Origin of the sequence: Staphylococcus capitis subsp. capitis (assembly GCF_040739495.1) — a bacterium.
In the GTDB taxonomy this organism is placed as follows: domain Bacteria; phylum Bacillota; class Bacilli; order Staphylococcales; family Staphylococcaceae; genus Staphylococcus; species Staphylococcus capitis.
In genome coordinates this window covers 2,359,670-2,386,258 of sequence record NZ_CP145263.1, presented here as the reverse complement: position 1 = coordinate 2,386,258, position 26,589 = coordinate 2,359,670, and the positions used below count along the sequence as shown (strand labels likewise).

The following is a 26,589-nucleotide window of genomic DNA, read 5'->3' as shown; positions in this document are numbered from 1 at the left end:
TCTTTTTTATGATTAAAAAAGTTGCTGCTGTCATTATAAAAAATGATTGTATTTTATCCGTTAGTAAAAAGAAAGCACCCAATTTTTATATGTTACCTGGCGGTAAATATGAAGGGACAGAAAATGACATTGAAGCGTTATCAAGGGAATTGAGAGAAGAGCTAAATGTAACTATTTCAAAAATGGAATTTTTTGGTGATTATGAAGATATTTCTATGTTAGAAAATGAAAAGTTATTTTTAAGAACATATATCACTGAAATAAACGGCGAACCACATCCAGATAATGAGATTCATAATGTGAAATGGATACCTATTCATGCAAACTGTAACACTGAAATAGGTAGTGGCATTGCTAAATTTGTAAATTTGTAATTCCAAAATTAAGAGGCGAGTTTTAATGTCTAAAAAACCTTCTGTTATCGGTGGAATAGCTGCTTTGTTCGTTGGAATTTCATTTGGTTTTAATTCTAATATAGTCAAAATGGCTAATGTAAATGGTGTAGAAACTATCAATATAATACTATATCAATTAGTAATAGGTTTAGTATATTTTATAATCCGATATTTAGTTTCTAATCCAACTTATAAAAGTTTTACACCTAATATTTTAAAAAATCCATTTAACTATATTGCTGGTATTACTACAGAGCTAACAGGTATTTGCTATTATTCATCGATCAAATTAACTAATCCAAGCATAGCATCACTAGGTTTATTCCAATTTCCATGGATATTATTTTTGTTAGGTGTGATCTTTAACAAAGAAAGATTTAATTATAAACACATTCTTTCTATTATAATGCTTTGGATTGGCTCGTTTATTTTAATTGGTGCTAATATTACACAAATAAGTTTCCTAGGGTGCTTATGGGGTTTGTTTGCAGGAGTATCATTTGCAACAAATATGTTTACATTACCTAAAACAACCAATCATGGATTTATAAAGGTATATATATATTTGCAATAGCAGTAATTACAGCTTTATTTTGTAGTATTTTTTATATTCAGGAGCTCTCTCTTTTAAAAACCAACGTCATTTTTTATGGTACTACAATAGCTATATTAGGTCAGATTATAACATTTGAATTACTTATGTTTTCAACAAAAAGAGTCAGTTCAATTAGTATGGCAACTTTAACTACTATAGAGTTACCTGTAGCTATGATAATTTCATGGATTCTCTGGGGACCACTTCCAAATTTCATGAAAATTTTAGGCCTTATCATTACTCTAGTATCAATCATTTGGTTAGTATATGAAGAATATTCAATTAATAAAAAGGATGGATGATATTGCAAAAGACCAATCTAATTCCAATTTTTGATAGAAACTTCAAAAATATCTTAATGTGTAAAAGAATTAATCCACCTTTTAAAAATATGTATAATTTGATAGGCGGAAAGGTTGAAGAAAGTGAAAGTATTAAGTCTAGTGTATATAGGGAAATGTTAGAAGAGACACCCCTAACATGCGATGATGTGATACTGCATCCAATAATGGATATAACATATTATCAAAACAAACAGCAGATATATGTTTATTCTGGTATACTAAACAAAAACTATATACCACCTGCAAATTATGAACAACCACTTTATTGGATAGGCCTTCAAAGCAACTTTAATGATCTTGATATTTTTGCAGGCAATGGTAATTTATACCATATTTTAAAACAATCTTCATACATTTTAAAAGGCGTGTGAGTAATGGCTAGAAAAGTGAAATTGGTTATTTTTGATTTAGATAATACGCTATTTTCTTTTAATAATTTATGGATAAAAGCTAATAAAGATACTTTTGAAGAATATACGTTATTTAAAGACATAGAGTATAGTGATTTTATGAAATTATATAAGAAATATGATTTATATTTTTGGGAACAGCATGATGAAGGGATTATTACCTTAGATGAATTGCGAGAGTTAAGATTAATTAAAACTTTAAAACATTTTGATATAGATATTTCTCATGCAGAAGCTAATAAGTATTTCCAATCCTTTTTTACTAAATTGCTGTCTAGTATAACTGTTAATAGAAAAATAAATGATTTGCTTTTGTCCTTGAAAGAAAATGTAAACATCGCCATCCTTACCAATGGTAAGCTTAAAGAACAGAACACTAAAATTGATAACCTCGATATTAGATCAATATTCGAAAAGAATATTTTTATATCTCAGAATATAGGTTATGAAAAGCCGGACCCTAAAGCATTTTTAAATGTCACGTCTAATCTAAACGTCAATCCTGAAGAGTGCTTGTTTATAGGAGATTCTTTTAAAAATGACATCTTGGGAGCATTAGATGTTAATATGGCTGCCATTTGGTTAACTAATTCTGATAAAGATACAGAATTATATAAAAAGAATGGTCTTTGTGGTTGCGAAGATAATATAGAAGTTCTACTAAAAAAGCTCCTTAATGATGAATATAAAGATTTTACAATTAATAACTAGTATCATATAAAAAAGGAGTGTACTGAAAATAACCATTTTCTATACACTCTCTTTCTATATCGAAATAAGTAAGAATTATATATATTTGTGTGTTCAAAAACTCAACAAAAAATCTATGTTCACAAAAAAACTTGTGAGTGGTTCAAAAAGTAAAAGACCTAGTTTAGATAAAGCAATTGAAATTGCGAGATCAAGAGATACTATTATTTTTTGGAGATTAGATAGACTAGGATGTAATATGGAGGATTTAATCACATTAGTTAAAGAACTTAACGAGAGAATCATTATAAAATGAATTGTAAAAAGTAATACTCTGTGCTATAATTCTGGATTGTGAGTAATGAAAATTATTCCTTGCTTATCACATAAATGTTGATAAGCCGCATAGACCATAAGGAGGTGCAAATAAACTATGAGAACATATGAAATTATGTATATCGTACGTCCTAACATTGAAGAAGATGCTAAAAAAGCTGTAGTTGAGCGTTTTAACGGTATCTTAGATTCAGAAGGATCAGAAGTTTTAGAAGAAAAAGACTGGGGTAAACGTCGCCTAGCTTATGAAATCAATGATTTCAAAGAAGGTTTCTATAACATCGTACGTATTAAAACAGATAACAATAAAGCTACAGACGAATTCCAACGTCTAGCTAAAATCAATGACGATATCATCCGTTACATCGTTATCCGCGAAGACCAAGATAAGTAATAATTAGACGGGGGCGTTTAAATGTTAAATAGAGTTGTATTAGTAGGTCGTTTAACGAAAGATCCAGAATACAGAACCACTCCCTCAGGCGTAAGTGTAGCGACATTTACTCTAGCAGTTAATCGTACTTTCACGAATGCTCAAGGGGAACGCGAAGCTGATTTCATTAACTGTGTTGTCTTTAGAAGACAAGCTGAAAATGTTAATAACTACTTATCTAAAGGTAGTTTAGCTGGCGTTGATGGTCGCATACAATCGCGTAGTTATGAAAATCAAGAAGGTCGTCGTATTTTTGTTACTGAAGTTGTGTGTGATAGTGTTCAATTCCTTGAACCTAAGAATTCACAACAAGGTGGCCAACGTTCACAAAACAACGATTTCCAAGACTATGGTCAAGGATTCGGTGGTCAACAATCAGGACAAAATACGTCTTACAATAACAATAATTCATCAAACTCTAATCAATCAGACAACCCATTTGCAAATGCTAATGGCCCAATCGATATTAGTGATGATGATTTACCATTCTAAAATGAACGTATAAAAACGAAAAATAAGTCAAAGGAGGCAGTTAACCATGGCAGGTGGACCAAGAAGAGGCGGACGTCGTCGTAAAAAAGTTTGCTATTTCACAGCAAATGGAATTACACACATCGACTATAAAGACACTGAATTATTAAAACGTTTTATCTCTGAACGCGGTAAAATCTTACCACGTCGTGTAACAGGCACTTCAGCTAAATATCAACGTATGTTGACTACAGCTATTAAACGTGCTCGTCATATGGCTTTATTACCATATGTAAAAGAAGAACAATAATATATCATTTATTGTTAAACCCCGTAGGCTTAGGCTTACGGGGTATTTTTGTGCTTTGAATTTTAGAAAAAGGGCAGTTAAAGGGCATAATTTAAGAGTTTTTGAAATTTTAAGCATAAAAAAGAGGCAACCGTCGCAACAGTTAACCTCAAGTACACTCCGCAGATGCGCCCCACTATTTAGTAATAAGTATATCTTTTCATTAAATATATAACTAGATTAGTAATTTATATTAGTATAGGCAATTTTTTGATTTTTTATATCAATTTACTTTGTTTATGATAAGTTGAGTATTGACGGTATTAAATAAACAAAGGAGTCTTACGATGGAATATAATTTAAAGGAAGTTCTTAAAAATTTATTTATCAATTTAGTGGTCACGTTTGTTGTGGCTTTTGTCTTTGATTATTTTAATATAAATAATGATAGACATGGATGGTTTTTTAATATAATAAGTAAAATTGATTTTATACATATTTTTGATAATAAAACTGCTAACGCTATAGTAATTGTAGGGTTGGTTATAACGATTATTGAACTTATTTATGATGTATTCTTCGATGATGACGATGAGGAATAGAGAAATAAAATAATGAATTGATTTTGGTGAGCTGAAGTAAGAATTTAAATTTTCTTCCTAAGCAAATACCTGCCTATACCAAATGAAGTAAAATATTATAGTATAATATAATTATTAATTTTTATGGGTGAGTGTATTGAAAAGAATTCTTGCTACTATCTTAATATTATGTCTGTTTGGTGTTTCTTGCGATAAGAGTAAAGCTCAAAAAGATGAGGTTAAAAGTGAAAATAAATTAGTACATAAGATGTTAAATAATAATATTGTGCAATTTAAGAATAATAAATTGGTTCTCGATAAACAGATAATTAAAATCAAAAGAATTTACATACTAAGGGATCCTCGTAATAATGCCACTGATTTAGCTATTCAATACAAAGTGAAGAGTAAATCTGATAAATACAATGTAACTGTAAAAACTCTTGGGAGAAAGGTTTTAGAGTTTTACAAAACGATAAACCCTTAGAGATGAGAAAGAATATAAAGCATTTGTATCATTATAGAAAATGGCTTACTAAGAATGATGAAAAAATAGAAAAAGGTGAGACGCGTAAAGGAATGGTAATTTATCACCTTAATAATGCCCAAAAGGTTGTTTTGCAAGCGAAACGAGGTTATGAAGGTAAGATATTAGCTGAACAAGATTACCCTATTTCAGAACTTAAAACAGTTGATTTAAATCAACTTTCCAATCGATAAACTTACACTACTGAAAGATATCGCTATGAAGGTTATTAAAGGCAATTGTTTGTGTTTTAATAAGTTTTGTAGAGGTGATTGAAATGAACAATATTGAAATGACTAAAAATCAAAAATTACTTGCGGCTTTAAGTTATTTTAGTATCTTATTCGCGCCGTTGCTATTTCCATTTTGCATATGGATATTCGCTGATAAACCAATCTCAAAATATGGTAAAAATTCATTAATTAATCATATTACATGGACTATATTTGTTTGGATAATGAAAAGTGCTTTTAATAATGCTAAATACGCACATAATGGTGCTCATGCGCATCCTGATGCAGTTTTCATTATTAGTTTAATTGTTGGAATTATCTTTGGTATTTTAGCTTTAATCTGTTTGATTATAAGCATTGTTACTGGGGTTAAAATATTAAATCAAGGAAAGAAATGATAAAAAAACTAAGGTAATACGTTTATTATACTGAAACGTACTATCTTAGCTTTTCTTTTTGTATCGCGTGCTACATTCTAATATCCACATCATCTAAATGCTTTTGGTACTCTTTCACTTTACTTTCAAGAAACATTTGATATGGAGCGTTGAAGAAATCAGCTAAATGCAATGCATCTTTAAATTTAGGTTCGTGGTAGTGATTTTCCCACTCCCAAATTTGATGAGCTTCGTAGTGCGTTCCGTATTTCTCATTTAACTGTTGGGCTAATTCCTCAATTTCTAAATGGCGTTTAGTTCTTAAATTATATAGAATATGTAAATTCATATGAAACAACTCCAATTCTTGCTGATATCATCTTGGTGTATTTTTATTCTATAATTATAAAAATGAGCTTTCAATGTGATATTAAATCTAAATGTGTCGTTATATTTAATTTTTGTGGTAATAAATTAATAAAATAAAAAATTAGGGGGTGCTAGAATGAAAATTTTTGATTCACATTTTCATATTATTAATTTTGATTATCCTGTAAAAGAAAATAATGGTTATATGCCTTCAGAATTTAAAGAAGAAGATTATGAAATATGGCAAAAAGAACTAGGAATCGATGGTGGTGTAATTGTCTCTGGCTCATTCCAAGGATTCGATCAAGATTATTTAATACATGCACTTAAAAGTTTAAAAGGACACTTTGTAGGTACAACACAACTACCTGTAGAAACGTCTGATGAAAAAATCATAAAATTAAACGAATTAGGAGTACGAGGAGTAAGGTTTAATGTAAAAAGAGGAGGTTCGGAAGATTTAAGACATCTTAAATCTTTTGCACAGCGTGTCTATGATTTAGTGGGATGGCATACTGAGCTCTATATTGAATCAAAAAAATTGGGTGAAATTAAAGATATTATTTTAGAATTGCCTCAAGTTTCAATAGACCATCTTGGGCTTACTAAAGAAGGCTTTGAAGATTTAAAAGATTTAGTTCGTAATGGGGTTTATGTAAAAGCGACAGGTTTCGGTCGAATAGAGGTTGATCCTTTACAAATTCTTAAAGCACTGATGGAAATTAATTCTAACGCGATTATGTTTGGCACAGACTTACCATCTACTCGAGCAAAACGTCCATATGAGAAGTCAGACATTGAACTGATTGAGAAAAACTTCTCTAAAGAAGAACAAGAAAAGATCTTTTACAAAAATGCGATGCATTTTTATAGGATTACAAAGTAGTAATCATTGATTTTTTCTTTTTTATATTCAATTTTTCTAATGATTAGAGAAGCAATAGTACAAACTATAATTAAGATAATTAACGTAGTCATAATATAGATTTGTTTACTTTTAATGTTAAATCCTATTTCAAAATTACCTTCCAGATGGCCATAGATGAAAAAATTAAATGTAATGATTAATAAAATTGTAATGACTGATAAGAAACCTATAATTTTGAAAAATTTATTTAAAAATTTGAGTATGTTCAATTTACTATTCAAATGACGTAAACCTCCTAAAATAAGAGTTTTATGAGCGCTAAGCAAATATTACTCAAATATTTTAACATACAAATTATTGTTGTCATGAAGGCAATTTTACAATGTTACTATTAAAATATACTTAGTATTTTTACGATGCATAAATACTTTAAAAGTAAGTGTTTTTTTCTATTGAAAGTAGATAATAAATGTTACTTTTTTAAATTAAAATAAATTTTTTTCGTAAATTTGTTTAATAAATCTGTCGAAGGGTATCAATTACTATTGGATAAATAATTATTAAGTAAAGGAGACAATCATTATGTTTGGATTAATAGGTATGATCATTGTCGGTGGTATCATTGGTTGGATTGCCGGCTTAATTATGGGTAAAGATATCCCAGGCGGAATCTTAGGTAATATTATCGCAGGTATCGTAGGTTCATGGGTAGGTACTGCAATTCTTGGACATTGGGGTCCACAATTAGGTAAAATTCACATCTTCCCAGCATTACTTGGTTCAATTATTTTAATCTTTTTAATTTCATTAGTTTTACGTTTATTCAAAAAGAAATAAACAATAAAGATAAGTTACATGAGATGACCTCATTAAGGGGTCATCTTTTTTATTGCTAAAATTTATATATCTTGCATACCTAACATCATTACCAATTATTCGAATGACAGGATGTGTCCTAGGGTAAAATATACTATAAGATCAAATAAGGAGGTTGCTCAAATGTCTGAACAAATCACTTTAGTATTAGGTGGCGGTGGCCAATATGGTATTGCCTGGGAAATTGGTTTACTTAAAGGATTAGCTGATCAAGGAATTGAGCTAAGACTTTCTGAACAAATTATTGGAACTTCAGCGGGTTCACAAGTTGGTGCTGTAATCGCATCAAATAAAACTTGGGAAGAGATTTGGAATGAACAAATTGATGAAGAAATTAATGAAGTTAATCCTAACCCTAATATGGGAGAAGTATTCGATGAATATGAACGTATAACTAAAGAAGCTACTAATGGAGATGACTGGGTTGAGAAATTGTGTGAATTTGCGAAAACATACCAAGTAGCTGTAAAAGAAGATGAACATATTAAAAGAATAAAAGAACGTATAGGTGATATCCAATGGGGAGATAACTTAATAATTACTGGTACTGATATTGAAACTGTACGTAGAAAGACTTGGAAGCAAGAAGATAATATAAATATCCATCAAGCTTTAAGTGCAAGTTCTTCACTTCCAGGAGTATGGCCTCCTACTACGATTGACGGTAAACAATATTCAGATGGCGGATCCTATTCAATGGAAAATGCAGATTTAGCTACTGAGACTGAGAAAGTAATTATTCTTTCACCTAATGTCCAAGTAGATACGCCTATAAGTTTAAAGCAGCAAGTTGATCAATTAATACAAGAAGGAAAACAAGTATTATCATTAATACCGAATGCTAGTGTGGTAGCTAAGTTTAATGAAATGGGTAATAATCCGGTTGACCCAAGTATTAGAAAAGTAATTGCAGCTGCATCCAGAGAACAAGGACTTGCAGATTCAAATAAAGTGAAAGAGTTTCTAAAAAATTTATAATAATGATTTATTAGATTTCAGACAAAAAAAGAGGATGGCGCTGGGTTACGCCATCCAGGAATATTATGTTCATGAATATAAAAGACTTTGTAGTTACTACTAACTACACTCTAATAGTATCATGATTCACATTTATCTGACAATAATATTTTTTTAAATTCTTTTAAAACTATAAATCAAATTCGCAAAATAGCTATTTGAGATAAGATATTGAAAATGGAGTTTTTTCTAAAATTTCACAATTATAGAACTTCAGGGATGTCTTAGGGAGGTCTTACATTATGATTTTTTGTATGTAATAATTGTTAATGTAAAAAACGACATCAAGGAGGGTACGCGTATGGAAGGACTATTTTCATTCATTATTATTACGTTACTGATTATCATTGTGCCAGGTCCTGATTTTTTAATTGTGATGAAAAATACAATTAATTCTAGTAAAATGAATGGGATTGTAGCAGCATTAGGAATTACTACAGGACATATTCTTTATTCTTCTTTAGCAATTTTCGGCATTATATACATATTGACTAGTTTATATTACGTCTTTTTAATTATTAAAATATTAGGTGCTTGTTATCTTATTTATTTAGGAATTCAAAGTATTAGAAGCACGCATAGTACAATGAATTTTAGTAAGGAAGCGTTGGCAGATGTAAGAAATGTAAGTTATTTAACATCTTATCGACAAGGTTTTCTTAGTACAAGTTTAAATCCTAAAGCATTATTATTTTACGTGAGTATTTTACCTCAATTTCTCTCAAATGGAGGTATTCAAGTAAAATCAGAAGTAGCTGTTTTATCTTTATCAGTAGTACTTGTTACATGTTTATGGTTTTTATTCTGTGTTTTTATTTTCCAATATATTAAACTATTATTTAGTAAACCTAAGTTCAAAGTGGTTTTTGACTATATAGTTGGAATCGTATTAATTGGTTTATCAATTAATTTACTACTAAGTAAAAGTAGTTAATCGTACAATTTTAAGGAGTATTATAATATGAATATCTATCTTGTAAGACATGGTGAATCTCAGTCCAATTATGATAATAAACATGGTAAACCATATTTTTGTGGCCAATTAGACGTTCCTTTAACTGAAAAAGGTATGCAAAGTGCGCAAGATTTAGTCACTTATTTTACTAATAAGAAGATTGGACATGTTTATGTCTCTGATTTGTTGAGAACACAACAAACATATGAGGGTATCTTTCCATATAATATACCTACAACGTTCACTAAATCGTTGAGAGAACGTTCATTAGGTGTATTTGAAGGGAAAAATAAACAAGAGGTTAGAGAAGATGTAGAATACGAAAGATACTTCAATGACCCAGAGTTTAAAGACTTTCGACATAGCTTTAGTCAAAAAGCACCTGAGGGTGAAAGCTATCAAGATGTTTATGAACGTATTGAGCATTTCTTTAATGAGGAGTTAAATCATAACGATGAAAATATAGTTATAATTGCTCATCAAGTAGTTATAAGATGTATATTAGTTTATTTAGGTGAACTCAATAAAGAAGATGCTTTAGATGCCGAGATTAAGAACTGTTATCCATATTTAGTTCATAAATAAAAATAGTGAATGGATATGAGTAGGCTAAATCCTCTTATATCCATTCACTATTTTTTTAGGAAATAAGACTGATGGGTGTCTTAATAATCAATATTTAATGTTTATAATTATGCATAAGACTGTGTCTTTTTGTAGCCCACAGAAAGTGTGATAATAGTACTTACTAGTATCAAAACGACTGTTAAACCACTCATTAAACCGTCTTGTATATATCCTGTTGAAAAAGTAACTACGGCAAAGATGAACCAAAGCAATAATGCAAAAATTTGTATTATTGCCGATACAATTCTACATACTAAATTATTGAAGAATCCTAATATTAAAGCTGGTAAAGCACTCACTAATAGAGTAACGATAGCAGTGAATATTTGCCAAGGGTCGTCATAACTAATAGTATGTGGACTGCTCGGATACTTAGCAATCGTTAAAATCGCGCCAATTGATCCTAGTATCGCTAGAATTATAAAACTTACACGTAGTTTCATCGAGTCACTCCTAATAAAATTTGTAAAATTTTTAGTTTCTATATAATAAATACATTAGACACTATTAGTGTGAAGTAAATTGTTAGCGCTGTCAAAGGTTAAAAAACAATACCTCTATTTGATGTTAAATCTCATCAAATAGAGGTATTTTTAATTGATTACTTATTAAATACTTCAGTGTTAATTCCTTTTTTATCGAGGAATTTAGTGATTTTATCTTGTTGTTTTTTATTGACGTCACCTGCATATTTAGTAGGTACGTCAACGACATTGATTGAATTTTGAGGTTGGTAATTTAATTCTTCAATATCTTCATCAACATTTGCAATTGTACTATTTAAAGCGTTGAAATAGTTGATAATACGTTGTGTTGGATCTTTATATTCTTGTGGAATGTGATTGTTTTTAACAAATTTTTTGAAACGTAAATCATTTTTAACAGCTAAATTAGATAATTCGCTTAATTTGTTTGCCTGAGATTTAGTGATTTTAGGGCTACTATCACTTTGTTTATCTAACTTATGTTGCATTACGTATTTATTATCAAGAATATCGCTATTAGCTTGTAAATATGTTTTAAGAGCACTTTTCATTTCAGACTCACTTATTTTTTGTCCCTTTTTATTAGAGGAGAAAATGTCTTTTTCTTTCATATTTTTAGCTTTTTTAGGTGCATGAGTACTACTATGACTATTTTGGTCATTATCATCCTCGCTTTGATTTGAACAAGCTGAAAGTGCCAAGGCGAGCACAATTAGTAAACTTAAAATTACTCTTTTTTTCATAATATGATGGAACTCCTTTAACATCTCTATAATTAAGTATTATTTTTAGTTATTACACACATTATAGAGTATCATTTATGAAAAAATATTTGAATGTTTAAGAACTACAATTCATAGTGATGTATGACTATTTTGTGTCGTGTATAAAATCATTTTCACTATTCTGATCCAATGATATAAAACTACATCGTTACAATATTAATTGAATATAAATAAACTGCCGACAAAGTCTGATACTTTGCCAACAGTTTGAATCAAAAAGCCTTAACAATTAAGGCTCTTTTAGTGTGAAGATATTATGATAGGTAAATAATTATCATTTAGTTTCTGATAATATAGTCGAATGCATTTAACGCAGCGTTAGCGCCAGCACCCATTGAAATAATAATTTGTTTATTCTTCTGATCTGTCACGTCACCTGCTGCGAATACACCAGGAAGGTTTGTCGCGTTATCACGATCGATGACTATTTCGCCACGTCCGTTTAGTTCAATAGCATCTTGTAGCCATGCAGTGTTAGGAACTAAACCAATTTGAACGAAAATACCATCAAGATTTACTACTTGAGTTTCACCGCTATATAAATCTTCATAACTAATACCGGTAACATGGTCTTCACCAAGAACTTCAGTAGTTCTAGCGTTCGTTTTAATATCAACATTTGATAAAGAACGTAAACGATCTTGTAAGACATTATCTGCTTTTAATTCAGATGAATATTCAAATACAGTAACATGCTTAACAATCCCTGCTAAATCGATAGCTGCTTCAACGCCAGAGTTACCGCCACCGATAACAGCGACATCTTTATTTTCAAATAGAGGGCCGTCACAGTGAGGGCAGAATGCTACACCTTTATTAATAAGGCGATCTTCACCAGGAATATTAAGTTTTCGCCAACTTGCACCTGTAGAAATAATCACAGTTTTACTTTCTAGTACAGCATCATTTTCTAAAGTAACTTTAATTGCTGAATCAGTTTTCTCGATATTAGTAGCACGGATACCTGTCATCGTATCAATGTCATATTGTGAGATATGATCTTCAAGGTTAGAAGAAAACTCAGAACCTGTTGTTTCTTTAACAGTAATAAAGTTTTCAATTCCAGCAGTATCATTAACTTGACCACCAATACGGTCAGCAACAATACCTGTACGTAGTCCTTTACGTGCAGTATAGATAGCAGCACTACCGCTTGCAGGACCACCACCTACGATTAGAATATCATAAGGGTCTTTATCATTAAATTCAGAAGCATCTTGAGTGCTTCCCAATTTAGTTAAAATATCTTGAATAGTCATACGGCCATTACCGAACTCTTGACCATCTAAGAAGACAGCTGGTACAGCCATGATGTCTTCAGACTCCTCACGGAAAACTGCGCCATCAATCATAGTATGCGTAATGTTAGGATTAATAACACTCATCAAATTCAATGCTTGAACAACGTCAGGGCATTTTTGACAAGTTAAACTAACGAAAGTTTCGAAATGAAATGGCCCCTCAAGACCTTTAATTTGGTCAATCACAGATTGCTTTTCTTTAGGAGCACGGCCACTTACTTGTAATATCGCTAATACAAGTGAGTTAAACTCATGACCTAATGGAATACCTGCAAATGTAACACCTGTTTCTTCACCTGGGCGATTTACAGAGAAACTTGGTGTACGTTTTAAATCTTTTTCAGTTACAGTGATGCGTGCTGACATATCAGCAATTTCATCTAGTAACTCTTTAAGTTCTTTAGATTTATCATCTGAGCCAAGGCTAGCGACGAACTCAACGTCGCTCTCCATTAGCTCTAATAATTGTTTTAATTGTTGCTTTAAATCAGCATTAAGCATTTTTTAATGCCTCCTTAGATTTTACCTACTAAGTCTAAACCAGGTTGTAATGATTCAGAACCTTCTTCCCATTTAGCTGGGCAAACTTCGCCTGGATGTTGACGTACATATTGAGCGGCTTTAATTTTGTTAACTAATGTACTAGCGTCACGACCGATACCGTCAGCGTTGATTTCAGCTGCTTGAACCACACCATCAGGATCGATGATGAATGTACCACGTTGAGCTAAACCAACTTCTTCATCTAATACATCGAAGTTACGAGTGATTGTTTGAGATGGGTCACCAATCATTTGATATTGGATTTTGCTGATTGCATCTGAATGATCATGCCAAGCTTTGTGTACAAAGTGAGTATCAGTTGATACTGAGAATACGTTGACACCTAATTCTTGTAATTTATCATATTGGTTTTGTAAATCTTCTAATTCTGTAGGACATACGAAAGAGAAGTCAGCAGGATAGAAGCATACTACACTCCAAGAACCTTTAAAATCTTCTTGAGAAATTTCTTTAAATTCATCATTTTTTGGATCATAAGCTTGCGCTGTGAAAGGTAAGATTTCTTTGTTAATTAAAGACATAGGTAAATACCTCCTGAAATTTTTAAGTATAAATTAGAATTAGTTAACAATAATTATTTGTTTATAATAATTCTAATCTCTTGATAAGTATTATCACATCTACAATCTAAATAGTCAACTTTAGAAACTTTTTAATTGAGAAAATGAATAACAATAGCCTTTATATAGCGTCATTTTAGAGATGAACAATGCGAACTATAAAGTGATAAGAAGCTTAATTTATCGAATGTAATATTCTTTTTCAACCACTTCTTATACCATAAATAACACATATCATTCTCAACTAAACATGTTTCATTGATAATAGAGTGTAATTTTATTACATCTATACATCAATGATAACATCTGTACCCTCAATTTTCTTTTATGACAGTTTATATAAATAAAATAGAGCTAAATTCAAAATAACTGTTACTATTTTGAATTTAACTCTATTTGGTTTAGTTTTATTTAGAAACCTTAAACTCTACGGTACCTATTCCACTATATTCTGCACGATACGTACCATACTCTAATTTAAGCGGAGAGATGAATGTTCCTGAAGAAATGACTTGTCCCTTTTTTATTTGTTTACCGTGGGAATGTAACTTTTTAATAAGCCAAAGTACAGCATTGAGAGGGTTACCTAATACTTCCGATGAGTCACCTGTAGCAATTAATTCTTCATCTTTATATAAATTCAATTGTACATGCGCAAATGCGTCTATATCTAAAGGATCTACTTTATTCCCTACAACAATCAATCCTGTTGCAGTATCATCGCAAATTAAATCACCAAGAGTGAAATTCGGGAACCAATCTTTATATCTTGCTTCTGGTATCTCAATGCCGGCAGCGATTTCAGTATTAAGAATAATTGTTTGTAAATCTGCATCATAAGGTAAGTCTTCATTTGCAATAAACATAATTTCTGGTTCTAATAATGGGGAAAATAATGAAGAAAGTGAGACAGCGTCACCATTATTTACTATTCTATCTGATAAAATCGTGCCATAAGCAGGCTCATTAGTATGAGCAATTGCTTGTGTTGTAGCGCTCGTCATACTCACTTTGTATCCAGCAACATGTGTACGATCTTTAAATTTTAGCTGTTCAATTAAATAATTTTGAGTTAAATAAGCTTCTTCCTCAGTGATATTGTAATTTTCGCTTACAAAATCAATAGGTTTTTTATTTTTAAAAGAATTGAAAAGGGCATTTGAAATATTTTTAATAGCTTAAGTCATGATATCTCTCCTTAAAATATCTGAAAATTAATACTATTATGATAACTTTTAAATAAGCTGTGTGCAAATAAATTTAAAAGTCCTTTGTTCAGGGTATAGAATATTTAAAGACAAATTAGGATTTATTATATGTGTATAAATTTATTAGGAGTGATTAGTGTGTCAGATTATGTATACGACTTAATGCGTAAGCATCATTCAGTAAGAAAGTTCAAAGATAGCCCTCTTAGTGATGATACTGTGAAGAAATTAGTTGAGGCTGGACAAGGCGCATCAACTTCTAGTTATCTTCAGACTTACTCAATTATAGGTGTTGATGATCCTGAAATTAAAGAAAATTTAAAAGAAGTTTCAGGGCAACCTTATGTGTTAGATAATGGTTATTTATTCGTCTTCGTTCTAGATTATTACCGTCATAGTTTAGTAAATGAAAAAGTGGATTCAGATATGGAAGTCTCATACGGTTCAGCTGAAGGCTTATTAGTAGGCACGATTGATGTGGCTCTTGTATCTGAGAATATGGCTGTAGCAGCTGAAGATATGGGTTACGGTATCGTTTATTTAGGTTCCCTACGTAATGATGTAGGTCGTGTTCGTGAAATTTTAGACTTACCTGACTATACGTTCCCTCTATTTGGTATGGCTGTAGGAGAACCCGCTGAGGATGAAGGTGGTGAGCCTAAACCACGTTTACCATTTGAACACATTTTCCATAAAAATAGTTATGATGCAAGTAATGATAAACAACGTCGTGAATTAGATGAATATGACCAAGTGGTTAGTGATTATTATAAAGAACGTACAAATGGCGAAAGAACTGAAACTTGGACCGAACAAATTGAATCTTTCTTAGGAAGAAAAACTAGGCTAGATATGCTAGACCAACTTAATAAAGCTGGATTTATAAAACGTTAATGCAAATAAAAAAAGACGCACCCACTTAGTTGTGAGTGCGTCTTACTTATTGTTCAAATCAGTTTGAAGATAATTCCCCATCATTATTAGATTCAAATGTTTGTTTATCCCAATTTTTTGTTAAGCGTGCAGTACCTGTACCAGCTAAGATTGAATCATTCACATTCAATGCAGTACGCCCCATGTCTATGAGCGGTTCAATAGAAATGAGTACACCTGCAAGTGCCACAGGTAAGTTTAACGTAGATAGTACTAAGATGGAAGCGAATGTAGCACCGCCACCAACACCTGCAACACCAAATGAACTAATGATAACAACAGCTATTAGCGTAATGACAAATTGAAAATCAATGTGTACATGTGCCACAGGCGCAACCATGATTGCTAGCATAGCAGGGTAAATTCCCGCGCAACCGTTTTGTCCTATTGATAAACCAAATGTAGCTGAGAAGTTTGCGATACCTTCAGGTACACCTAGACGTTGTGTTTGGGTTTGGATATTTAATGGCAGAGAACCCGCGCTTGAGCGAGAAGTAAAAGCAAAGATTAGTACTTCTAAAGTTTTCTTAACATATCTTACTGGATTAATACCTAATACTCCTAAAATGATTAAATGTATGAGATACATTGTGATTAAAGCAGTATAAGATGCGAGTAAGAATTTTCCTAAAGTCCAGATTGCCGCAAAGTCACTGGTTGCTAATGTAGAAGCCATAATTGCTAGTATACCGTATGGCGTTAATCTTAAAACGAAAGTTACAATGGCCATAACGATTGAGTATACAGCTTCAATGCCACGTTTTAACAGATTTCCATACTCTGGTTCTTTGCGTGCAACACGTAAATATGCAAAACCGACGAAAGTTGCAAAAATGACAACCGCGATAGTTGATGTCGTACGTTGACCTGTAAAGTCCAAGAATGGATTACTTGGCAGTAATTCAAGAACTTGTTGAGGTAACGTGTTTGCAGTTAAATCTTTAGCTTGCTTACTAATTTCAGTACCGCGAGAATGTTCTGCACTACCTAAATCGATTGAAGAAGCATCAAGTCCAAAGATTAAAGCGTAAATGATGCCGACAATAGCTGCAATGGCTACAGTGCCAATTAAAAACATAAAAATGAATGTCCCAATCTTAGCAAATTTATCTCCAATCTGAATTTTACTGAAAGCTGCCACAATTGAAACGAAGATCAGTGGCATTACAATCATTTGAAGTAAGGCAACATAGCCATCGCCCACGATACTAAACCAATCTGTGGATTGTTTTAATACCTTCGATTCTGCTCCGAATATAAGATGTAAAGCTATTCCTAATACAATCCCTATACCTAAAGCGGTAAATACACGTTTAGGAAATGAAACATGTTTTCTAGCCATTATGTTTAACATAATAATTAAAATAATTAACACTACTACGTTAATAATAGTGAAGAATGCTTCCATAATGTATATACTCCTTTGTTCTAAAATATAGTATTCCGACATATATAATAAGGATATTACTCGCGATTATAGAATTCAAGGTAGTTGAATTCATTTTTTATGAAAATAATATAGAAATAATTTTCTGAATAATTAAATAAAAGAGAATGTGTAGAGTAGGGTGTGGGTAGTTGCGATGAAACACGGTGATTTAAAAAACACTTACCTAAATATGTGTATTTAAAACATACTCAGATAAGTGTTTAGAAGTTGTATGCTCATTTATAAATTAAATAAACGCGCAAAGAATCCTTTTTTCTCTTCTCTAGGTTGAGTGTTCATTTCGTTAGGTGAATGAGACGATGTTGTTGAGTTAGAGTTAATAGTAGATTCACTATGAGTTGACTCTGGTTGTTCTGAAGTACTTACAGTGGTACTTGGTGATTGAGAATTTGATGCACTACCGTTTGATGAATTACTACTTTCTGATTGAGATGTAGAGAGAGAGTCAGATGTGCTTGCGCTTTCACTTTTAGTAGATGATGCACTTTCAGAAATAACTTTCTCCTTATTCTCACTTGATGATGGTGAGGATACAGTTTCACTAGATTGCGTATTCGCCTTCTTGATTTCTTTTGCTTGTTTCTCTTGAGAAGATTGAATAGTTTTTAAAGATTCAGTGTTCGCATCAATTTTGTTTGTGATTTCAGTTTGTAAATCTTTAAGTTCTTGTTGTTGTTGATGAACTTGATTGATCATTTGGCCAAGCATTTGGCGTTCTTCGCGCATTTTTTGAATTTCGCTACGTAAATCTTCAACTAACTGCGCAACATTTTGGTCAGTAGGTAATTGGCTATCTTCATCTTTTACAATTACTTGTAAGAAATCTTTTTCTTTTTCAAGTTCATCAAATGCTAAATCATAGCTATTAGTTTGCTTTACTTTATCAGCGATATCTCTAAATAATTCAATATCTTCTTCTTTAAAATCTGTAGCTTCACGTCCACGATATTCAGTTTTACTAAGTTGATATCCACGTTCTTCTAAGTGTTGTACGATTTTACGGACTTGTTTTTCACTTAGTTCGACACGTTGTGCAAATTCTTTGGTTAACATTGAAAAAGTCCCTTCATATTTGGTTTATGTATAGTGACGTTTGTCTTCGGTCAGTGAAACGTTAGTCTTACCTCATATGATAGTTTACTCTTTCTCGCTTGTGATTTCAAGTTGTTCTATAGAGGGGTTCTTAAATTCATTTCTTCTAAAAGGGGATAAATAATATCGCGTGAAATTCCATTAGCGAAGACATATTTAAGAATGTAATTGGATTTAACACTCGTACCGTATATGTCTTTCGTGAGTTTAATATTGGCTTTAATAAATAAGTCAACTTTTTTAGATTCTTCATTTAAGGCGTAATTTGGGTGAATGTAGTCAATTTCTTCTTGCTTTTCAAATTCATGTTCATAAAGAAATTGTCTTCGATGTTCAAGAATTTTATCAGTTTTATCATCAACAGACTTTGGTTCTTTTGGAACTTCGAGCATAATAAAATTAATGTCTCTATCATGAACTTCGTTGGATAAAAGATTAAGTTGTTTTTCGACTTCCTCTAACGTTAAAGTAATGAGCTCGTCATGATTAGGTCCATCTTGGGCGATTAAATAGATTAGAAACGCGGCATTGGTTGTCGCTTCATAGTGAGCTGTAGCAAGGCTAACCACTTGGTCATGTTCTATACCTACAACGAATGCATAGTCATTTTCAGTTTTGTTATTTTCAAGTGAACGTTTAAATATAGAACTATCTTCACTTAAACTTATATCTAATTTTGCATCATATAATTGGAGTGCTTTTTCAAATAAAGGATCTTTAGCGGTTTGAATCGTTTTAAACTCCATAACACTGCCCCCATCAAATTTTATTTATTCTATTATAGGATAATTATAAGCTCTATTCACTGCCTGTGAGTGATTTATTTATAAAAAAGCACCACAAGGTCTACGATTTTTAACGTAAACATTGTGGTGACGTAAATTGAAACGTTCTAATTATAAGAACTTATGATTTAGGACCTTTTGATTCAGCAGCATAATGCGTAATATCTATCTCTTCATAAGCTGAATTATTCTCTTCAACTTCATCGTGAGAAGAACGATCACGATTTGCTACAAGTAATAATTTGTCATTTAGAATATCGTTTTTATGTGATTCTAATTCATCTTCAGTTAAATTGTAACGAGAAAGAACAGCCTCTTCACCATCTTCGCCAGTTAATAAACGAGACATGCGATCACTAAATGAACCACTTGTGGCAATCATAGAGATTTGAGAATTGTGTAGGTCATCTAAGTGTAATTTACTTTTACTAATAACTGCTAATTCAGTTTCTAAATAGCCTTCAGATTTCTTTTGGTTAATGACATTATATAATTCACTTTTGTCATTTACTACAGTAATTTCTGCCATGGTTATCGCCCCTTCATCTTAAAACTTGCTTTACAAAGTTATACCCTTGCCCTTTTATATAAAACTTTTACATATATAATTATATAATTTTGATTTAGGTTTTTCCAATATGAATTAATAGTTGAAAATTAAAGCGATTTCACAATAAATTGTTGATATTGCAATCATTAACTTACCTCTAACCATATTGAAAATACACAAAAAGTTTGCTATTATCATTAAATAATTTATATGACTCATATAATCTAGAGAATATGGCTTTAGAAGTTTCTACCGTGTCGCCTCAAACGACATGACTATGAGTAACAATACAATACATTAAGAGCAGTTTAGATCGTAAAACAACACAAAGTAAAACGTTTTTGATATGTCTTATAGCTATGAAGTGAGTATTTGTACATAAATACCTTTAGCGCAATTGTAATTAAGCTTTATCAAATTTTAATAAACGTTTTTAGGACTAATTTTGCGTAACTTCTTCTTATTTTTGCTTTAATGCAAAGTATTGCATGTTCACTCGTAGATCCTGAAACTATTAAATTTTAGTTTGAGGATTTTTTTATATCTAATTTATCCAAATTATTAATTATTTGAGGAGGTTTTTTGAGTGGAGTCGTTAGGACGTAAAGTCAAAGAAGACGGTGTAGTCATCGATGAGAAGATTTTAAAGGTGGATGGATTTCTAAACCACCAAATTGATGCAACGCTAATGAATGAAGTAGGTCAGACATTTTATGACGCGTATAAAGACGCAGGAATAACAAAGATTTTAACTATTGAAGCGTCCGGTATAGCCCCTGCTATTATGGCGGCATTCCATTTTGATGTTCCATGTCTATTCGCTAAAAAAGCTAAACCTAGTACTTTGAAAGATGGATTTTATAGCACAGAGATTCATTCATTTACTAAAAACAAGACAAGCACAGTTATTGTCTCTGAAGAATTTCTTGGAGAGGGCGACAAAGTTCTTATTATTGATGACTTCCTTGCGAATGGAGACGCATCATTAGGTCTTAATGATATCGTGCAACAAGCTAAAGCAACAACTGTAGGTATTGGTATTGTGGTTGAAAAAAGTTTCCAAGACGGACGTCAACGACTTGAGAACGAAGGTCTAAATGTAACGTCACTATGTAAAGTAGCTTCTTTAAAAGGTAATAAAGTGACGCTCTTAGGTGAGCAATAATGAAGAATTTCATTTTAAGTCTTCAACATCTCTTAGCTATGTACGCTGGAGCAATCTTAGTACCTATTATAGTAGGTACGAGTTTAAAGTTCTCCTCTGAACAGATTGCTTATTTAGTAACAGTTGATATTTTCATGTGTGGTGTAGCAACATTTTTACAAGCTAATAAAATAACAGGTACAGGATTACCTATTGTTTTAGGCTGTACATTTACAGCAGTCGCTCCGATGATTTTAATTGGGCAGACAAAAGGTTTAGGAGTACTTTATGGTTCATTATTTGTATCAGGAATTTTAGTTGTTATTATTGCACCATTCTTTTCCTATTTAGTTAAATTCTTTCCACCTGTAGTAACAGGAAGTGTAGTTACAATAATTGGAATTAATCTTATGCCTGTCGCAATGAATTATCTAGCAGGTGGAGAAGGCGCTAAAAATTATGGGAATCCTAAAAATCTAATTTTAGGTGGCGTGACGTTAATTATCATCTTGGTATTACAAAGATTTACTAAAGGTTTCTTAAAATCGATAGCTATTTTAATAGGTCTAGTTCTAGGTACAGCTTTGGCAGCAGTGTTTGGCCTTGTGGATATTAAACAAGTGGGAGATGCCCACTGGGTAGGCTTACCTTTACCATTTAGATTCTCAGGTTTTGGCTTTGATCTAAGTTCGACACTTGTCTTCTTTATTGTAGCAATCGTAAGTTTAATTGAATCCACAGGTGTCTATCACGCACTTAGTGAGATAACTGGTAAAAAACTTGAGAGAAAAGATTTTCGTAAGGGTTACACTGCGGAAGGTCTAGCCATCATCTTAGGATCTGTATTTAATTCATTCCCATATACTGCTTATTCACAAAATGTTGGTCTCGTGTCATTATCAGGTGCGAAAAAGAACAATGTTATTTATGGGATGGTTATTTTACTACTCATTTGTGGTTGTATTCCTAAGTTAGGTGCATTAGCGAATATTATCCCACTCCCTGTATTAGGGGGAGCTATGATTGCCATGTTTGGAATGGTAATGGCGTATGGGGTAAGTATTTTAGGAAATATTAACTTTAATAATCAAAACAATCTATTAATCATTGCTGTATCTGTTGGTTTAGGAACAGGTATTAGTGCCGTTCCCCAAGCATTCAAGAGCTTAGGAGATCAATTCGCTTGGTTAACTCAAAATGGAATTGTATTGGGTGCTATTTCGGCAATTATCTTAAATTTCTTTTTTAATGGTATAAACTATAAACAAAGTGATGAAAATGTGAAATAATGTAACTAATTATAAATAAAAAATGGAGGCGGTTTTTAAATGTGGGAAAATAAGTTTGCTAAAGAATCTTTAACATTCGACGATGTATTACTCATTCCAGCTGAGTCAAATGTTTTACCAAGTGACGTAGATTTAAGCGTTGAATTATCAGATAAAATTAAATTAAACATTCCAGTAATTTCTGCAGGTATGGATACAGTAACAGAATCAAAAATGGCAATTGCAATGGCACGCCAAGGTGGATTAGGTGTTATTCATAAAAATATGGGCATTGAAGAACAAGCTGATGAAGTACAAAAAGTAAAACGTTCTGAAAATGGTGTCATCTCTAATCCTTTCTTCCTAACTCCTGATGAAAGTGTTTACGAAGCAGAAGCTTTAATGGGTAAATATCGCATTTCAGGTGTTCCAATTGTTGATAACGACTCTGACGGAAATTTAGTAGGCATCATTACTAACCGTGATCTACGTTTTATTGAAGATTTCTCAATTAAAATTTCAGATGTGATGACGAAAGAAGGTTTAATCACAGCTCCAGTAGGTACAACTTTAGATGAAGCAGAAGCAGTTTTACAAGAACACAAAATTGAAAAGCTACCTTTAGTAGAAAATGGTAAATTGAAAGGTTTAATTACAATTAAAGATATTGAAAAAGTACTTGAATTCCCACATGCTTCTAAGGATGAATACGGTAGATTATTAGCAGCAGCTGCTATCGGTACGTCTAAAGATACTGAAATCCGCGCTCAAAAACTTGTTGAAGCGGGTGTCGATGCATTAATCATTGATACAGCTCACGGTCATTCGAAAGGTGTTATCGATCAAGTTAAACACATTAAAGACACGTATCCTGAGGTAACTGTTGTAGCTGGTAACGTTGCCACTGCTGAAGCTACACGTGCGTTATTTGAAGCAGGCGCTGACGTTGTTAAAGTAGGTATTGGACCTGGTTCTATTTGTACGACACGTGTTGTAGCAGGTGTTGGTGTTCCTCAAATTACTGCTGTATATGATTGCGCGACTGAAGCACGTAAACATGGCAAAGCTATTATTGCCGATGGTGGTATTAAATTCTCAGGAGATATTATCAAAGCATTAGCAGCAGGTGGACATGCCGTTATGTTAGGTAGCTTATTAGCTGGTACTGAAGAAAGCCCAGGTGCTACTGAAGTATTCCAAGGAAGACAATATAAAGTTTATCGTGGTATGGGCTCATTAGGTGCTATGGAAAAAGGTTCAAACGACCGTTACTTCCAAGAAGATAAAGCTCCTAGAAAATTTGTTCCAGAAGGTATTGAAGGACGTACAGCATACAAAGGTCCTTTACAAGACACTGTTTATCAACTTATGGGCGGTGTAAGAGCAGGTATGGGTTATACTGGTTCGAAAGACCTTAAAGCTCTACGTGAAGAAGCCCAATTTACTCGCATGGGACCTGCTGGTTTAGCGGAAAGTCACCCTCATAACGTTCAAATTACTAAAGAATCACCAAATTATTCTTTCTAATTAGGAATTGAAATACATTCATTATTTTAGAGATCGCTCTTCATGACTATGTTATATGTTAGCTTGAAATTCTTTTTCGTATAATCGGATGAAAAATGATAGCGAAGTATAGCAATGGGAGGAGCGTTTCTCTAAGTTTTATACATAAAAATCACAATAATAAAGGAGATTCGCAATTATGGAGATGGTGAAAGAGCAAGAATTAATTCTTGTCTTAGACTTTGGTAGCCAATACAATCAATTAATTACACGACGTATTCGTGAAATGGGCGTCTACAGTGAATTACATGATCATGAAATTTCAATTGAAGAAATCAAACGAATGAATCCTAAAGGAATTATACTCTCGGGTGGTCCTAATTCTGTATATGAAGAAGGTTCATTTACAATTGATCCTGAAATATATAATTTAGGTATCCCTGTATTAGGTATTTGCTACGGAATGCAATTAACGACAAAACTTCTAGGTGGTAAGGTAGAGCGTGCAAACGAGCGTGAATATGGTAAAGCTATTATCAACGCTAAATCTGATGAGTTATTCTTTGGACTACCTTCAGAACAAACTGTATGGATGAGCCACTCTGATAAAGTCATTGAGATTCCTGAAGGGTTTGAAGTGATTGCAGACAGTCCTAGTACAAATTATGCTGCGATTGAAGATAAGTCACGTCGTATTTATGGTGTTCAGTTCCACCCAGAAGTACGTCATACTGAATATGGTAATGACTTATTAAGAAACTTCGTACGTCGCGTTTGTAATTGTACAGGCGAGTGGACAATGGAGAATTTCATTGAAATTGAAATAGAGAAGATTCGTGAACAAGTTGGCGACCGTAAAGTTTTATGTGCTATGAGTGGTGGCGTAGATTCATCAGTTGTAGCAGTGTTGTTACATAAAGCAATCGGCGATCAATTAACTTGTATATTTGTTGACCATGGTTTACTTCGAAAAGGTGAAGGCGATATGGTCATGGAGCAATTCGGTGAAGGCTTTGATATGAATATTATTCGTGTTAATGCGCAAGACCGTTTCATGGACAAGTTAAAAGGCGTGTCTGATCCAGAACAAAAACGTAAAATTATAGGTAATGAGTTTGTTTATGTTTTCGACGATGAAGCGGCTAAATTAACGGATGTAGATTTCTTAGCTCAAGGTACGCTTTATACTGATGTGATTGAGTCTGGTACTAAAACAGCTCAAACAATCAAATCTCACCATAACGTAGGTGGGTTACCTGAAGATATGGAATTTGAGCTTATCGAACCGATTAACACGTTATTTAAAGACGAAGTACGTGCTTTAGGTATTGAATTAGGCATTCCAGAGCACTTAGTTTGGAGACAGCCATTCCCAGGTCCCGGTTTAGGTATTCGTGTACTTGGTGAAATTACTGAAGATAAATTAGAAATTGTACGCGAATCTGAAGCAATTTTACGTGAAGTTGTGCGAGAAGAAGGTCTTGAAAGAGATATCTGGCAATATTTCACAGTTTTACCTGGCATTCAATCGGTAGGTGTGATGGGTGACTATCGTACGTACGATCACACTGTAGGTATTCGTGCAGTGACATCCATAGACGGAATGACAAGTGACTTTGCTCGTATTGATTGGGAAGTCTTACAAAAGATTTCAAGTCGTATTGTAAATGAAGTTGACCACGTAAACCGCGTCGTCTATGACATTACTTCTAAGCCCCCAAGTACAATTGAATGGGAGTAATGAAATAATCACAATAAATAGGTTAGAGACATCATAACAATAGGGTCTCTAGCCTATTTATTTTTATATTGAATACGTTATGATTACGCATTTCTAAACCTTTAGCCATTGTGGTTAAAGGTTTTTTGGTGTGTTATTCACTTGAATAAATAGAAGGAAAGAAATGATGATTTATTTAGTTATAACTATTAGCCTACCGTTTTAACAATTTAACTTAATCTCACTCTGAAGTTTATTACCACTATTTATTTGCGTTGTATTATGAAATATAAAAAAATAAAAACTTTGTTGCATAAATATTTAAAGTATATGTATTTATTTCTATATTTTTGTTTAATGAAGATATCTTCTATTATTTTATTAATTTATATTTTCATCTTTATTGCAAAATTGCACTCAAAAAGTTAAAATTATTTTGGGATTGTGGGAAAAGGGGATTTATATAAAATTAAAATAATATGATTTTAGAGAAATTATCTTTTGTATAAGTAATGTATTTCTAACTATCATTCTTTTAGAAAATCATGATTAATATATCAATATTTCCACTTGCACATTGAGAATTGAATATAAGGGGGATTCTATATGAACTATTATACTTATGTAGATAGAGAAAATTGTATTTCATGTGCTGCCTGTGGAGTAGCTGCTCTTAATTTATTTAAATATGATGTAGAAGATATTGCATATGCGTGCTTAGATAATAACCGCGGATGTGAATCGGTGCCATCTAATGAAATTGAACATTTGAAAAATGCACTTGAGGGATGTCCAACAGAATCAATTAAAATATCGCAACATCCTTTTAATGAAAAGGGTGAGTGA

At 32.3% G+C, this 26,589-nt stretch carries 34 protein-coding genes, 1 pseudogene and 1 riboswitch; of the genes and pseudogenes, 24 read left to right on the top strand and 11 right to left on the bottom strand.

Annotation, left to right across the window (positions count from 1 at the left end; translation table 11 throughout):
- The first annotated feature begins 8 nt into the window (after positions 1-8).
- The 13 genes and pseudogenes from V6C74_RS11960 (at position 9) to V6C74_RS11900 (ending at position 5,701) form a co-directional block, all read left to right on the top strand.
- Positions 9-374: an NUDIX domain-containing protein gene (locus V6C74_RS11960; RefSeq protein ID WP_002454417.1), complete on the top strand. Its 366-nt coding sequence runs from the start codon at positions 9-11 to the stop codon at positions 372-374.
- A gap of 25 nt (positions 375-399) precedes the next feature.
- A complete protein-coding gene (locus tag V6C74_RS11955) occupies positions 400-969 on the top strand; it encodes an EamA family transporter (protein ID WP_229716965.1) in 570 nt (189 codons plus the stop codon).
- A gap of 158 nt (positions 970-1,127) precedes the next feature.
- The gene (locus V6C74_RS11950; protein WP_229716968.1) at positions 1,128-1,292 is read left to right on the top strand and encodes a hypothetical protein; all 165 of its coding nucleotides are present in this window, start codon (positions 1,128-1,130) and stop codon (positions 1,290-1,292) included.
- Complete coding sequence (locus V6C74_RS11945; protein ID WP_229716969.1) at positions 1,289-1,705, top strand: NUDIX domain-containing protein; 417 nt, start codon at positions 1,289-1,291, stop codon at positions 1,703-1,705. The genes V6C74_RS11950 and V6C74_RS11945 overlap by 4 nt, the downstream gene beginning before the upstream one ends.
- A gap of 3 nt (positions 1,706-1,708) precedes the next feature.
- Entirely contained in the window at positions 1,709-2,455 is a 747-nt protein-coding gene (locus V6C74_RS11940) for an HAD family hydrolase (protein ID WP_002454420.1), read from the top strand.
- 115 nt (positions 2,456-2,570) lie between these two features.
- Positions 2,571-2,735 (top strand): annotated as a pseudogene (locus V6C74_RS11935) (recombinase family protein); the annotation flags it as partial.
- Between the two features lie 132 nt (positions 2,736-2,867).
- Positions 2,868-3,164: a 30S ribosomal protein S6 gene (rpsF, locus tag V6C74_RS11930; protein ID WP_016898402.1), complete on the top strand. Its 297-nt coding sequence runs from the start codon at positions 2,868-2,870 to the stop codon at positions 3,162-3,164.
- Positions 3,165-3,185: 21 nt separating this feature from the next.
- A complete protein-coding gene (gene ssb / locus V6C74_RS11925) occupies positions 3,186-3,695 on the top strand; it encodes a single-stranded DNA-binding protein (protein WP_002434425.1) in 510 nt (169 codons plus the stop codon).
- A 46-nt stretch (positions 3,696-3,741) separates the two neighbouring features.
- Entirely contained in the window at positions 3,742-3,984 is a 243-nt protein-coding gene (gene rpsR / locus V6C74_RS11920) for a 30S ribosomal protein S18 (RefSeq protein WP_001831354.1), read from the top strand.
- Between the two features lie 326 nt (positions 3,985-4,310).
- A complete protein-coding gene (locus V6C74_RS11915; RefSeq protein ID WP_002454422.1) occupies positions 4,311-4,565 on the top strand; it encodes a hypothetical protein in 255 nt (84 codons plus the stop codon).
- A 136-nt stretch (positions 4,566-4,701) separates the two neighbouring features.
- Positions 4,702-5,031, top strand: coding sequence for a hypothetical protein (locus V6C74_RS11910; RefSeq protein ID WP_229716971.1), 330 nt, complete (start codon positions 4,702-4,704; stop codon positions 5,029-5,031).
- A gap of 2 nt (positions 5,032-5,033) precedes the next feature.
- Positions 5,034-5,264 carry a hypothetical protein gene (locus V6C74_RS11905; RefSeq protein WP_002454424.1) on the top strand — a complete coding sequence of 77 codons (231 nt, stop codon included), beginning with the start codon at positions 5,034-5,036 and terminating at the stop codon, positions 5,262-5,264.
- 83 nt (positions 5,265-5,347) lie between these two features.
- Positions 5,348-5,701 carry a membrane protein gene (locus tag V6C74_RS11900; RefSeq protein ID WP_002454425.1) on the top strand — a complete coding sequence of 118 codons (354 nt, stop codon included), beginning with the start codon at positions 5,348-5,350 and terminating at the stop codon, positions 5,699-5,701.
- A 70-nt stretch (positions 5,702-5,771) separates the two neighbouring features.
- Here V6C74_RS11900 and V6C74_RS11895 read toward each other — a convergent pair whose 3' ends face one another.
- The gene (locus V6C74_RS11895; RefSeq protein ID WP_002434565.1) at positions 5,772-6,029 is read right to left on the bottom strand and encodes a helix-turn-helix transcriptional regulator; all 258 of its coding nucleotides are present in this window, start codon (positions 6,027-6,029) and stop codon (positions 5,772-5,774) included.
- Between the two features lie 156 nt (positions 6,030-6,185).
- Here V6C74_RS11895 and V6C74_RS11890 point away from each other — a divergent pair, with 156 nt between their 5' ends.
- Entirely contained in the window at positions 6,186-6,935 is a 750-nt protein-coding gene (locus V6C74_RS11890) for an amidohydrolase (protein WP_016898401.1), read from the top strand.
- Here V6C74_RS11890 and V6C74_RS11885 read toward each other — a convergent pair.
- Entirely contained in the window at positions 6,917-7,198 is a 282-nt protein-coding gene (locus tag V6C74_RS11885) for a hypothetical protein (RefSeq protein ID WP_002454427.1), read from the bottom strand. The genes V6C74_RS11890 and V6C74_RS11885 overlap by 19 nt on opposite strands.
- A gap of 301 nt (positions 7,199-7,499) precedes the next feature.
- On the opposite strand from V6C74_RS11885, the gene V6C74_RS11880 reads away from it, so the two are divergent.
- The 4 genes from V6C74_RS11880 (at position 7,500) to V6C74_RS11865 (ending at position 10,350) form a co-directional block, all read left to right on the top strand.
- Entirely contained in the window at positions 7,500-7,754 is a 255-nt protein-coding gene (locus V6C74_RS11880) for a GlsB/YeaQ/YmgE family stress response membrane protein (protein WP_002434433.1), read from the top strand.
- Positions 7,755-7,916: 162 nt separating this feature from the next.
- Positions 7,917-8,771, top strand: coding sequence for a patatin-like phospholipase family protein (locus V6C74_RS11875; RefSeq protein WP_016898400.1), 855 nt, complete (start codon positions 7,917-7,919; stop codon positions 8,769-8,771).
- A 340-nt stretch (positions 8,772-9,111) separates the two neighbouring features.
- Positions 9,112-9,744, top strand: coding sequence for a LysE family translocator (locus V6C74_RS11870; protein WP_002454429.1), 633 nt, complete (start codon positions 9,112-9,114; stop codon positions 9,742-9,744).
- 27 nt (positions 9,745-9,771) lie between these two features.
- Positions 9,772-10,350 (top strand): histidine phosphatase family protein, encoded by a 579-nt coding sequence (locus V6C74_RS11865; RefSeq protein ID WP_002454430.1) that lies wholly within the window; start codon positions 9,772-9,774, stop codon positions 10,348-10,350.
- Between the two features lie 107 nt (positions 10,351-10,457).
- Here the strand turns inward: V6C74_RS11865 and V6C74_RS11860 are convergent, their stop codons facing one another.
- The 5 genes from V6C74_RS11860 to V6C74_RS11840 form a co-directional block, all read right to left on the bottom strand.
- Positions 10,458-10,835: a hypothetical protein gene (locus tag V6C74_RS11860; RefSeq protein ID WP_002454431.1), complete on the bottom strand. Its 378-nt coding sequence runs from the start codon at positions 10,833-10,835 to the stop codon at positions 10,458-10,460.
- Between the two features lie 158 nt (positions 10,836-10,993).
- The gene (locus V6C74_RS11855; protein ID WP_002454432.1) at positions 10,994-11,620 is read right to left on the bottom strand and encodes an NDxxF motif lipoprotein; all 627 of its coding nucleotides are present in this window, start codon (positions 11,618-11,620) and stop codon (positions 10,994-10,996) included.
- A 320-nt stretch (positions 11,621-11,940) separates the two neighbouring features.
- Positions 11,941-13,464, bottom strand: coding sequence for an alkyl hydroperoxide reductase subunit F (gene ahpF, locus V6C74_RS11850; protein ID WP_103175459.1), 1,524 nt, complete (start codon positions 13,462-13,464; stop codon positions 11,941-11,943).
- A 14-nt stretch (positions 13,465-13,478) separates the two neighbouring features.
- Positions 13,479-14,048: an alkyl hydroperoxide reductase subunit C gene (ahpC, locus tag V6C74_RS11845; RefSeq protein WP_002434612.1), complete on the bottom strand. Its 570-nt coding sequence runs from the start codon at positions 14,046-14,048 to the stop codon at positions 13,479-13,481.
- A gap of 446 nt (positions 14,049-14,494) precedes the next feature.
- Entirely contained in the window at positions 14,495-15,262 is a 768-nt protein-coding gene (locus V6C74_RS11840) for a 2-keto-4-pentenoate hydratase (protein WP_229716984.1), read from the bottom strand.
- A gap of 171 nt (positions 15,263-15,433) precedes the next feature.
- Between V6C74_RS11840 and V6C74_RS11835 the strand changes: the two genes are divergently transcribed.
- Positions 15,434-16,189: an NADPH-dependent oxidoreductase gene (locus V6C74_RS11835; RefSeq protein ID WP_002454434.1), complete on the top strand. Its 756-nt coding sequence runs from the start codon at positions 15,434-15,436 to the stop codon at positions 16,187-16,189.
- 58 nt (positions 16,190-16,247) lie between these two features.
- Here the strand turns inward: V6C74_RS11835 and V6C74_RS11830 are convergent, their stop codons facing one another.
- From V6C74_RS11830 to V6C74_RS11815, 4 genes are all read right to left on the bottom strand, one after another.
- Positions 16,248-17,636: an L-cystine transporter gene (locus V6C74_RS11830; protein ID WP_016898398.1), complete on the bottom strand. Its 1,389-nt coding sequence runs from the start codon at positions 17,634-17,636 to the stop codon at positions 16,248-16,250.
- A gap of 261 nt (positions 17,637-17,897) precedes the next feature.
- Positions 17,898-18,731, bottom strand: a complete 834-nt coding sequence (locus V6C74_RS11825; RefSeq protein ID WP_103175458.1) for a hypothetical protein — start codon at positions 18,729-18,731, stop codon at positions 17,898-17,900.
- Positions 18,732-18,847: 116 nt separating this feature from the next.
- Entirely contained in the window at positions 18,848-19,516 is a 669-nt protein-coding gene (locus tag V6C74_RS11820; RefSeq protein WP_002454437.1) for a hypothetical protein, read from the bottom strand.
- Positions 19,517-19,676: 160 nt separating this feature from the next.
- Entirely contained in the window at positions 19,677-20,084 is a 408-nt protein-coding gene (locus tag V6C74_RS11815; protein ID WP_002434071.1) for a general stress protein, read from the bottom strand.
- A gap of 216 nt (positions 20,085-20,300) precedes the next feature.
- A riboswitch (purine riboswitch) is annotated at positions 20,301-20,403 on the top strand.
- 288 nt (positions 20,404-20,691) lie between these two features.
- Here V6C74_RS11815 and xpt point away from each other — a divergent pair.
- The 5 genes from xpt (at position 20,692) to V6C74_RS11790 (ending at position 26,589) form a co-directional block, all read left to right on the top strand.
- Positions 20,692-21,270: a xanthine phosphoribosyltransferase gene (xpt, locus tag V6C74_RS11810; RefSeq protein ID WP_002434618.1), complete on the top strand. Its 579-nt coding sequence runs from the start codon at positions 20,692-20,694 to the stop codon at positions 21,268-21,270.
- Positions 21,270-22,538: a xanthine permease PbuX gene (gene pbuX, locus V6C74_RS11805; protein WP_002454438.1), complete on the top strand. Its 1,269-nt coding sequence runs from the start codon at positions 21,270-21,272 to the stop codon at positions 22,536-22,538. Before xpt ends, pbuX begins: the two co-directional genes overlap by 1 nt.
- A 39-nt stretch (positions 22,539-22,577) precedes the next feature.
- The gene (guaB, locus tag V6C74_RS11800) at positions 22,578-24,044 is read left to right on the top strand and encodes an IMP dehydrogenase (protein WP_002454439.1); all 1,467 of its coding nucleotides are present in this window, start codon (positions 22,578-22,580) and stop codon (positions 24,042-24,044) included.
- A gap of 178 nt (positions 24,045-24,222) precedes the next feature.
- A complete protein-coding gene (gene guaA, locus V6C74_RS11795) occupies positions 24,223-25,764 on the top strand; it encodes a glutamine-hydrolyzing GMP synthase (RefSeq protein ID WP_002454440.1) in 1,542 nt (513 codons plus the stop codon).
- Between the two features lie 585 nt (positions 25,765-26,349).
- Entirely contained in the window at positions 26,350-26,589 is a 240-nt protein-coding gene (locus V6C74_RS11790) for a ferredoxin (protein WP_002454461.1), read from the top strand.

Bases quoted from the DNA above. Each gene is read 5' to 3' on its own strand.
- V6C74_RS11880 (WP_002434433.1), top strand. From the start codon at position 7,500: ATGTTTGGATTAATAGGTATGATCATTGTCGGTGGTATCATTGGTTGG.
- V6C74_RS11820 (WP_002454437.1), bottom strand. From the start codon at position 19,516: ATGGAGTTTAAAACGATTCAAACCGCTAAAGATCCTTTATTTGAAAAA.
- guaA (WP_002454440.1), top strand. From the start codon at position 24,223: ATGGAGATGGTGAAAGAGCAAGAATTAATTCTTGTCTTAGACTTTGGT.
- pbuX (WP_002454438.1), top strand. From the start codon at position 21,270: ATGAAGAATTTCATTTTAAGTCTTCAACATCTCTTAGCTATGTACGCT.
- V6C74_RS11825 (WP_103175458.1), bottom strand. From the start codon at position 18,731: ATGTTAACCAAAGAATTTGCACAACGTGTCGAACTAAGTGAAAAACAA.
- V6C74_RS11860 (WP_002454431.1), bottom strand. From the start codon at position 10,835: ATGAAACTACGTGTAAGTTTTATAATTCTAGCGATACTAGGATCAATT.
- V6C74_RS11870 (WP_002454429.1), top strand. From the start codon at position 9,112: ATGGAAGGACTATTTTCATTCATTATTATTACGTTACTGATTATCATT.
- V6C74_RS11815 (WP_002434071.1), bottom strand. From the start codon at position 20,084: ATGGCAGAAATTACTGTAGTAAATGACAAAAGTGAATTATATAATGTC.
- V6C74_RS11955 (WP_229716965.1), top strand. From the start codon at position 400: ATGTCTAAAAAACCTTCTGTTATCGGTGGAATAGCTGCTTTGTTCGTT.
- ssb (WP_002434425.1), top strand. From the start codon at position 3,186: ATGTTAAATAGAGTTGTATTAGTAGGTCGTTTAACGAAAGATCCAGAA.
- ahpF (WP_103175459.1), bottom strand. From the start codon at position 13,464: ATGCTTAATGCTGATTTAAAGCAACAATTAAAACAATTATTAGAGCTA.
- V6C74_RS11865 (WP_002454430.1), top strand. From the start codon at position 9,772: ATGAATATCTATCTTGTAAGACATGGTGAATCTCAGTCCAATTATGAT.
- V6C74_RS11830 (WP_016898398.1), bottom strand. From the start codon at position 17,636: ATGGAAGCATTCTTCACTATTATTAACGTAGTAGTGTTAATTATTTTA.
- V6C74_RS11790 (WP_002454461.1), top strand. From the start codon at position 26,350: ATGAACTATTATACTTATGTAGATAGAGAAAATTGTATTTCATGTGCT.
- V6C74_RS11960 (WP_002454417.1), top strand. From the start codon at position 9: ATGATTAAAAAAGTTGCTGCTGTCATTATAAAAAATGATTGTATTTTA.
- V6C74_RS11950 (WP_229716968.1), top strand. From the start codon at position 1,128: ATGGCAACTTTAACTACTATAGAGTTACCTGTAGCTATGATAATTTCA.
- V6C74_RS11890 (WP_016898401.1), top strand. From the start codon at position 6,186: ATGAAAATTTTTGATTCACATTTTCATATTATTAATTTTGATTATCCT.
- rpsF (WP_016898402.1), top strand. From the start codon at position 2,868: ATGAGAACATATGAAATTATGTATATCGTACGTCCTAACATTGAAGAA.
- V6C74_RS11900 (WP_002454425.1), top strand. From the start codon at position 5,348: ATGAACAATATTGAAATGACTAAAAATCAAAAATTACTTGCGGCTTTA.
- V6C74_RS11855 (WP_002454432.1), bottom strand. From the start codon at position 11,620: ATGAAAAAAAGAGTAATTTTAAGTTTACTAATTGTGCTCGCCTTGGCA.
- guaB (WP_002454439.1), top strand. From the start codon at position 22,578: ATGTGGGAAAATAAGTTTGCTAAAGAATCTTTAACATTCGACGATGTA.
- V6C74_RS11895 (WP_002434565.1), bottom strand. From the start codon at position 6,029: ATGAATTTACATATTCTATATAATTTAAGAACTAAACGCCATTTAGAA.
- ahpC (WP_002434612.1), bottom strand. From the start codon at position 14,048: ATGTCTTTAATTAACAAAGAAATCTTACCTTTCACAGCGCAAGCTTAT.
- V6C74_RS11875 (WP_016898400.1), top strand. From the start codon at position 7,917: ATGTCTGAACAAATCACTTTAGTATTAGGTGGCGGTGGCCAATATGGT.
- V6C74_RS11905 (WP_002454424.1), top strand. From the start codon at position 5,034: ATGAGAAAGAATATAAAGCATTTGTATCATTATAGAAAATGGCTTACT.
- V6C74_RS11945 (WP_229716969.1), top strand. From the start codon at position 1,289: ATGATATTGCAAAAGACCAATCTAATTCCAATTTTTGATAGAAACTTC.
- V6C74_RS11915 (WP_002454422.1), top strand. From the start codon at position 4,311: ATGGAATATAATTTAAAGGAAGTTCTTAAAAATTTATTTATCAATTTA.
- rpsR (WP_001831354.1), top strand. From the start codon at position 3,742: ATGGCAGGTGGACCAAGAAGAGGCGGACGTCGTCGTAAAAAAGTTTGC.
- V6C74_RS11940 (WP_002454420.1), top strand. From the start codon at position 1,709: ATGGCTAGAAAAGTGAAATTGGTTATTTTTGATTTAGATAATACGCTA.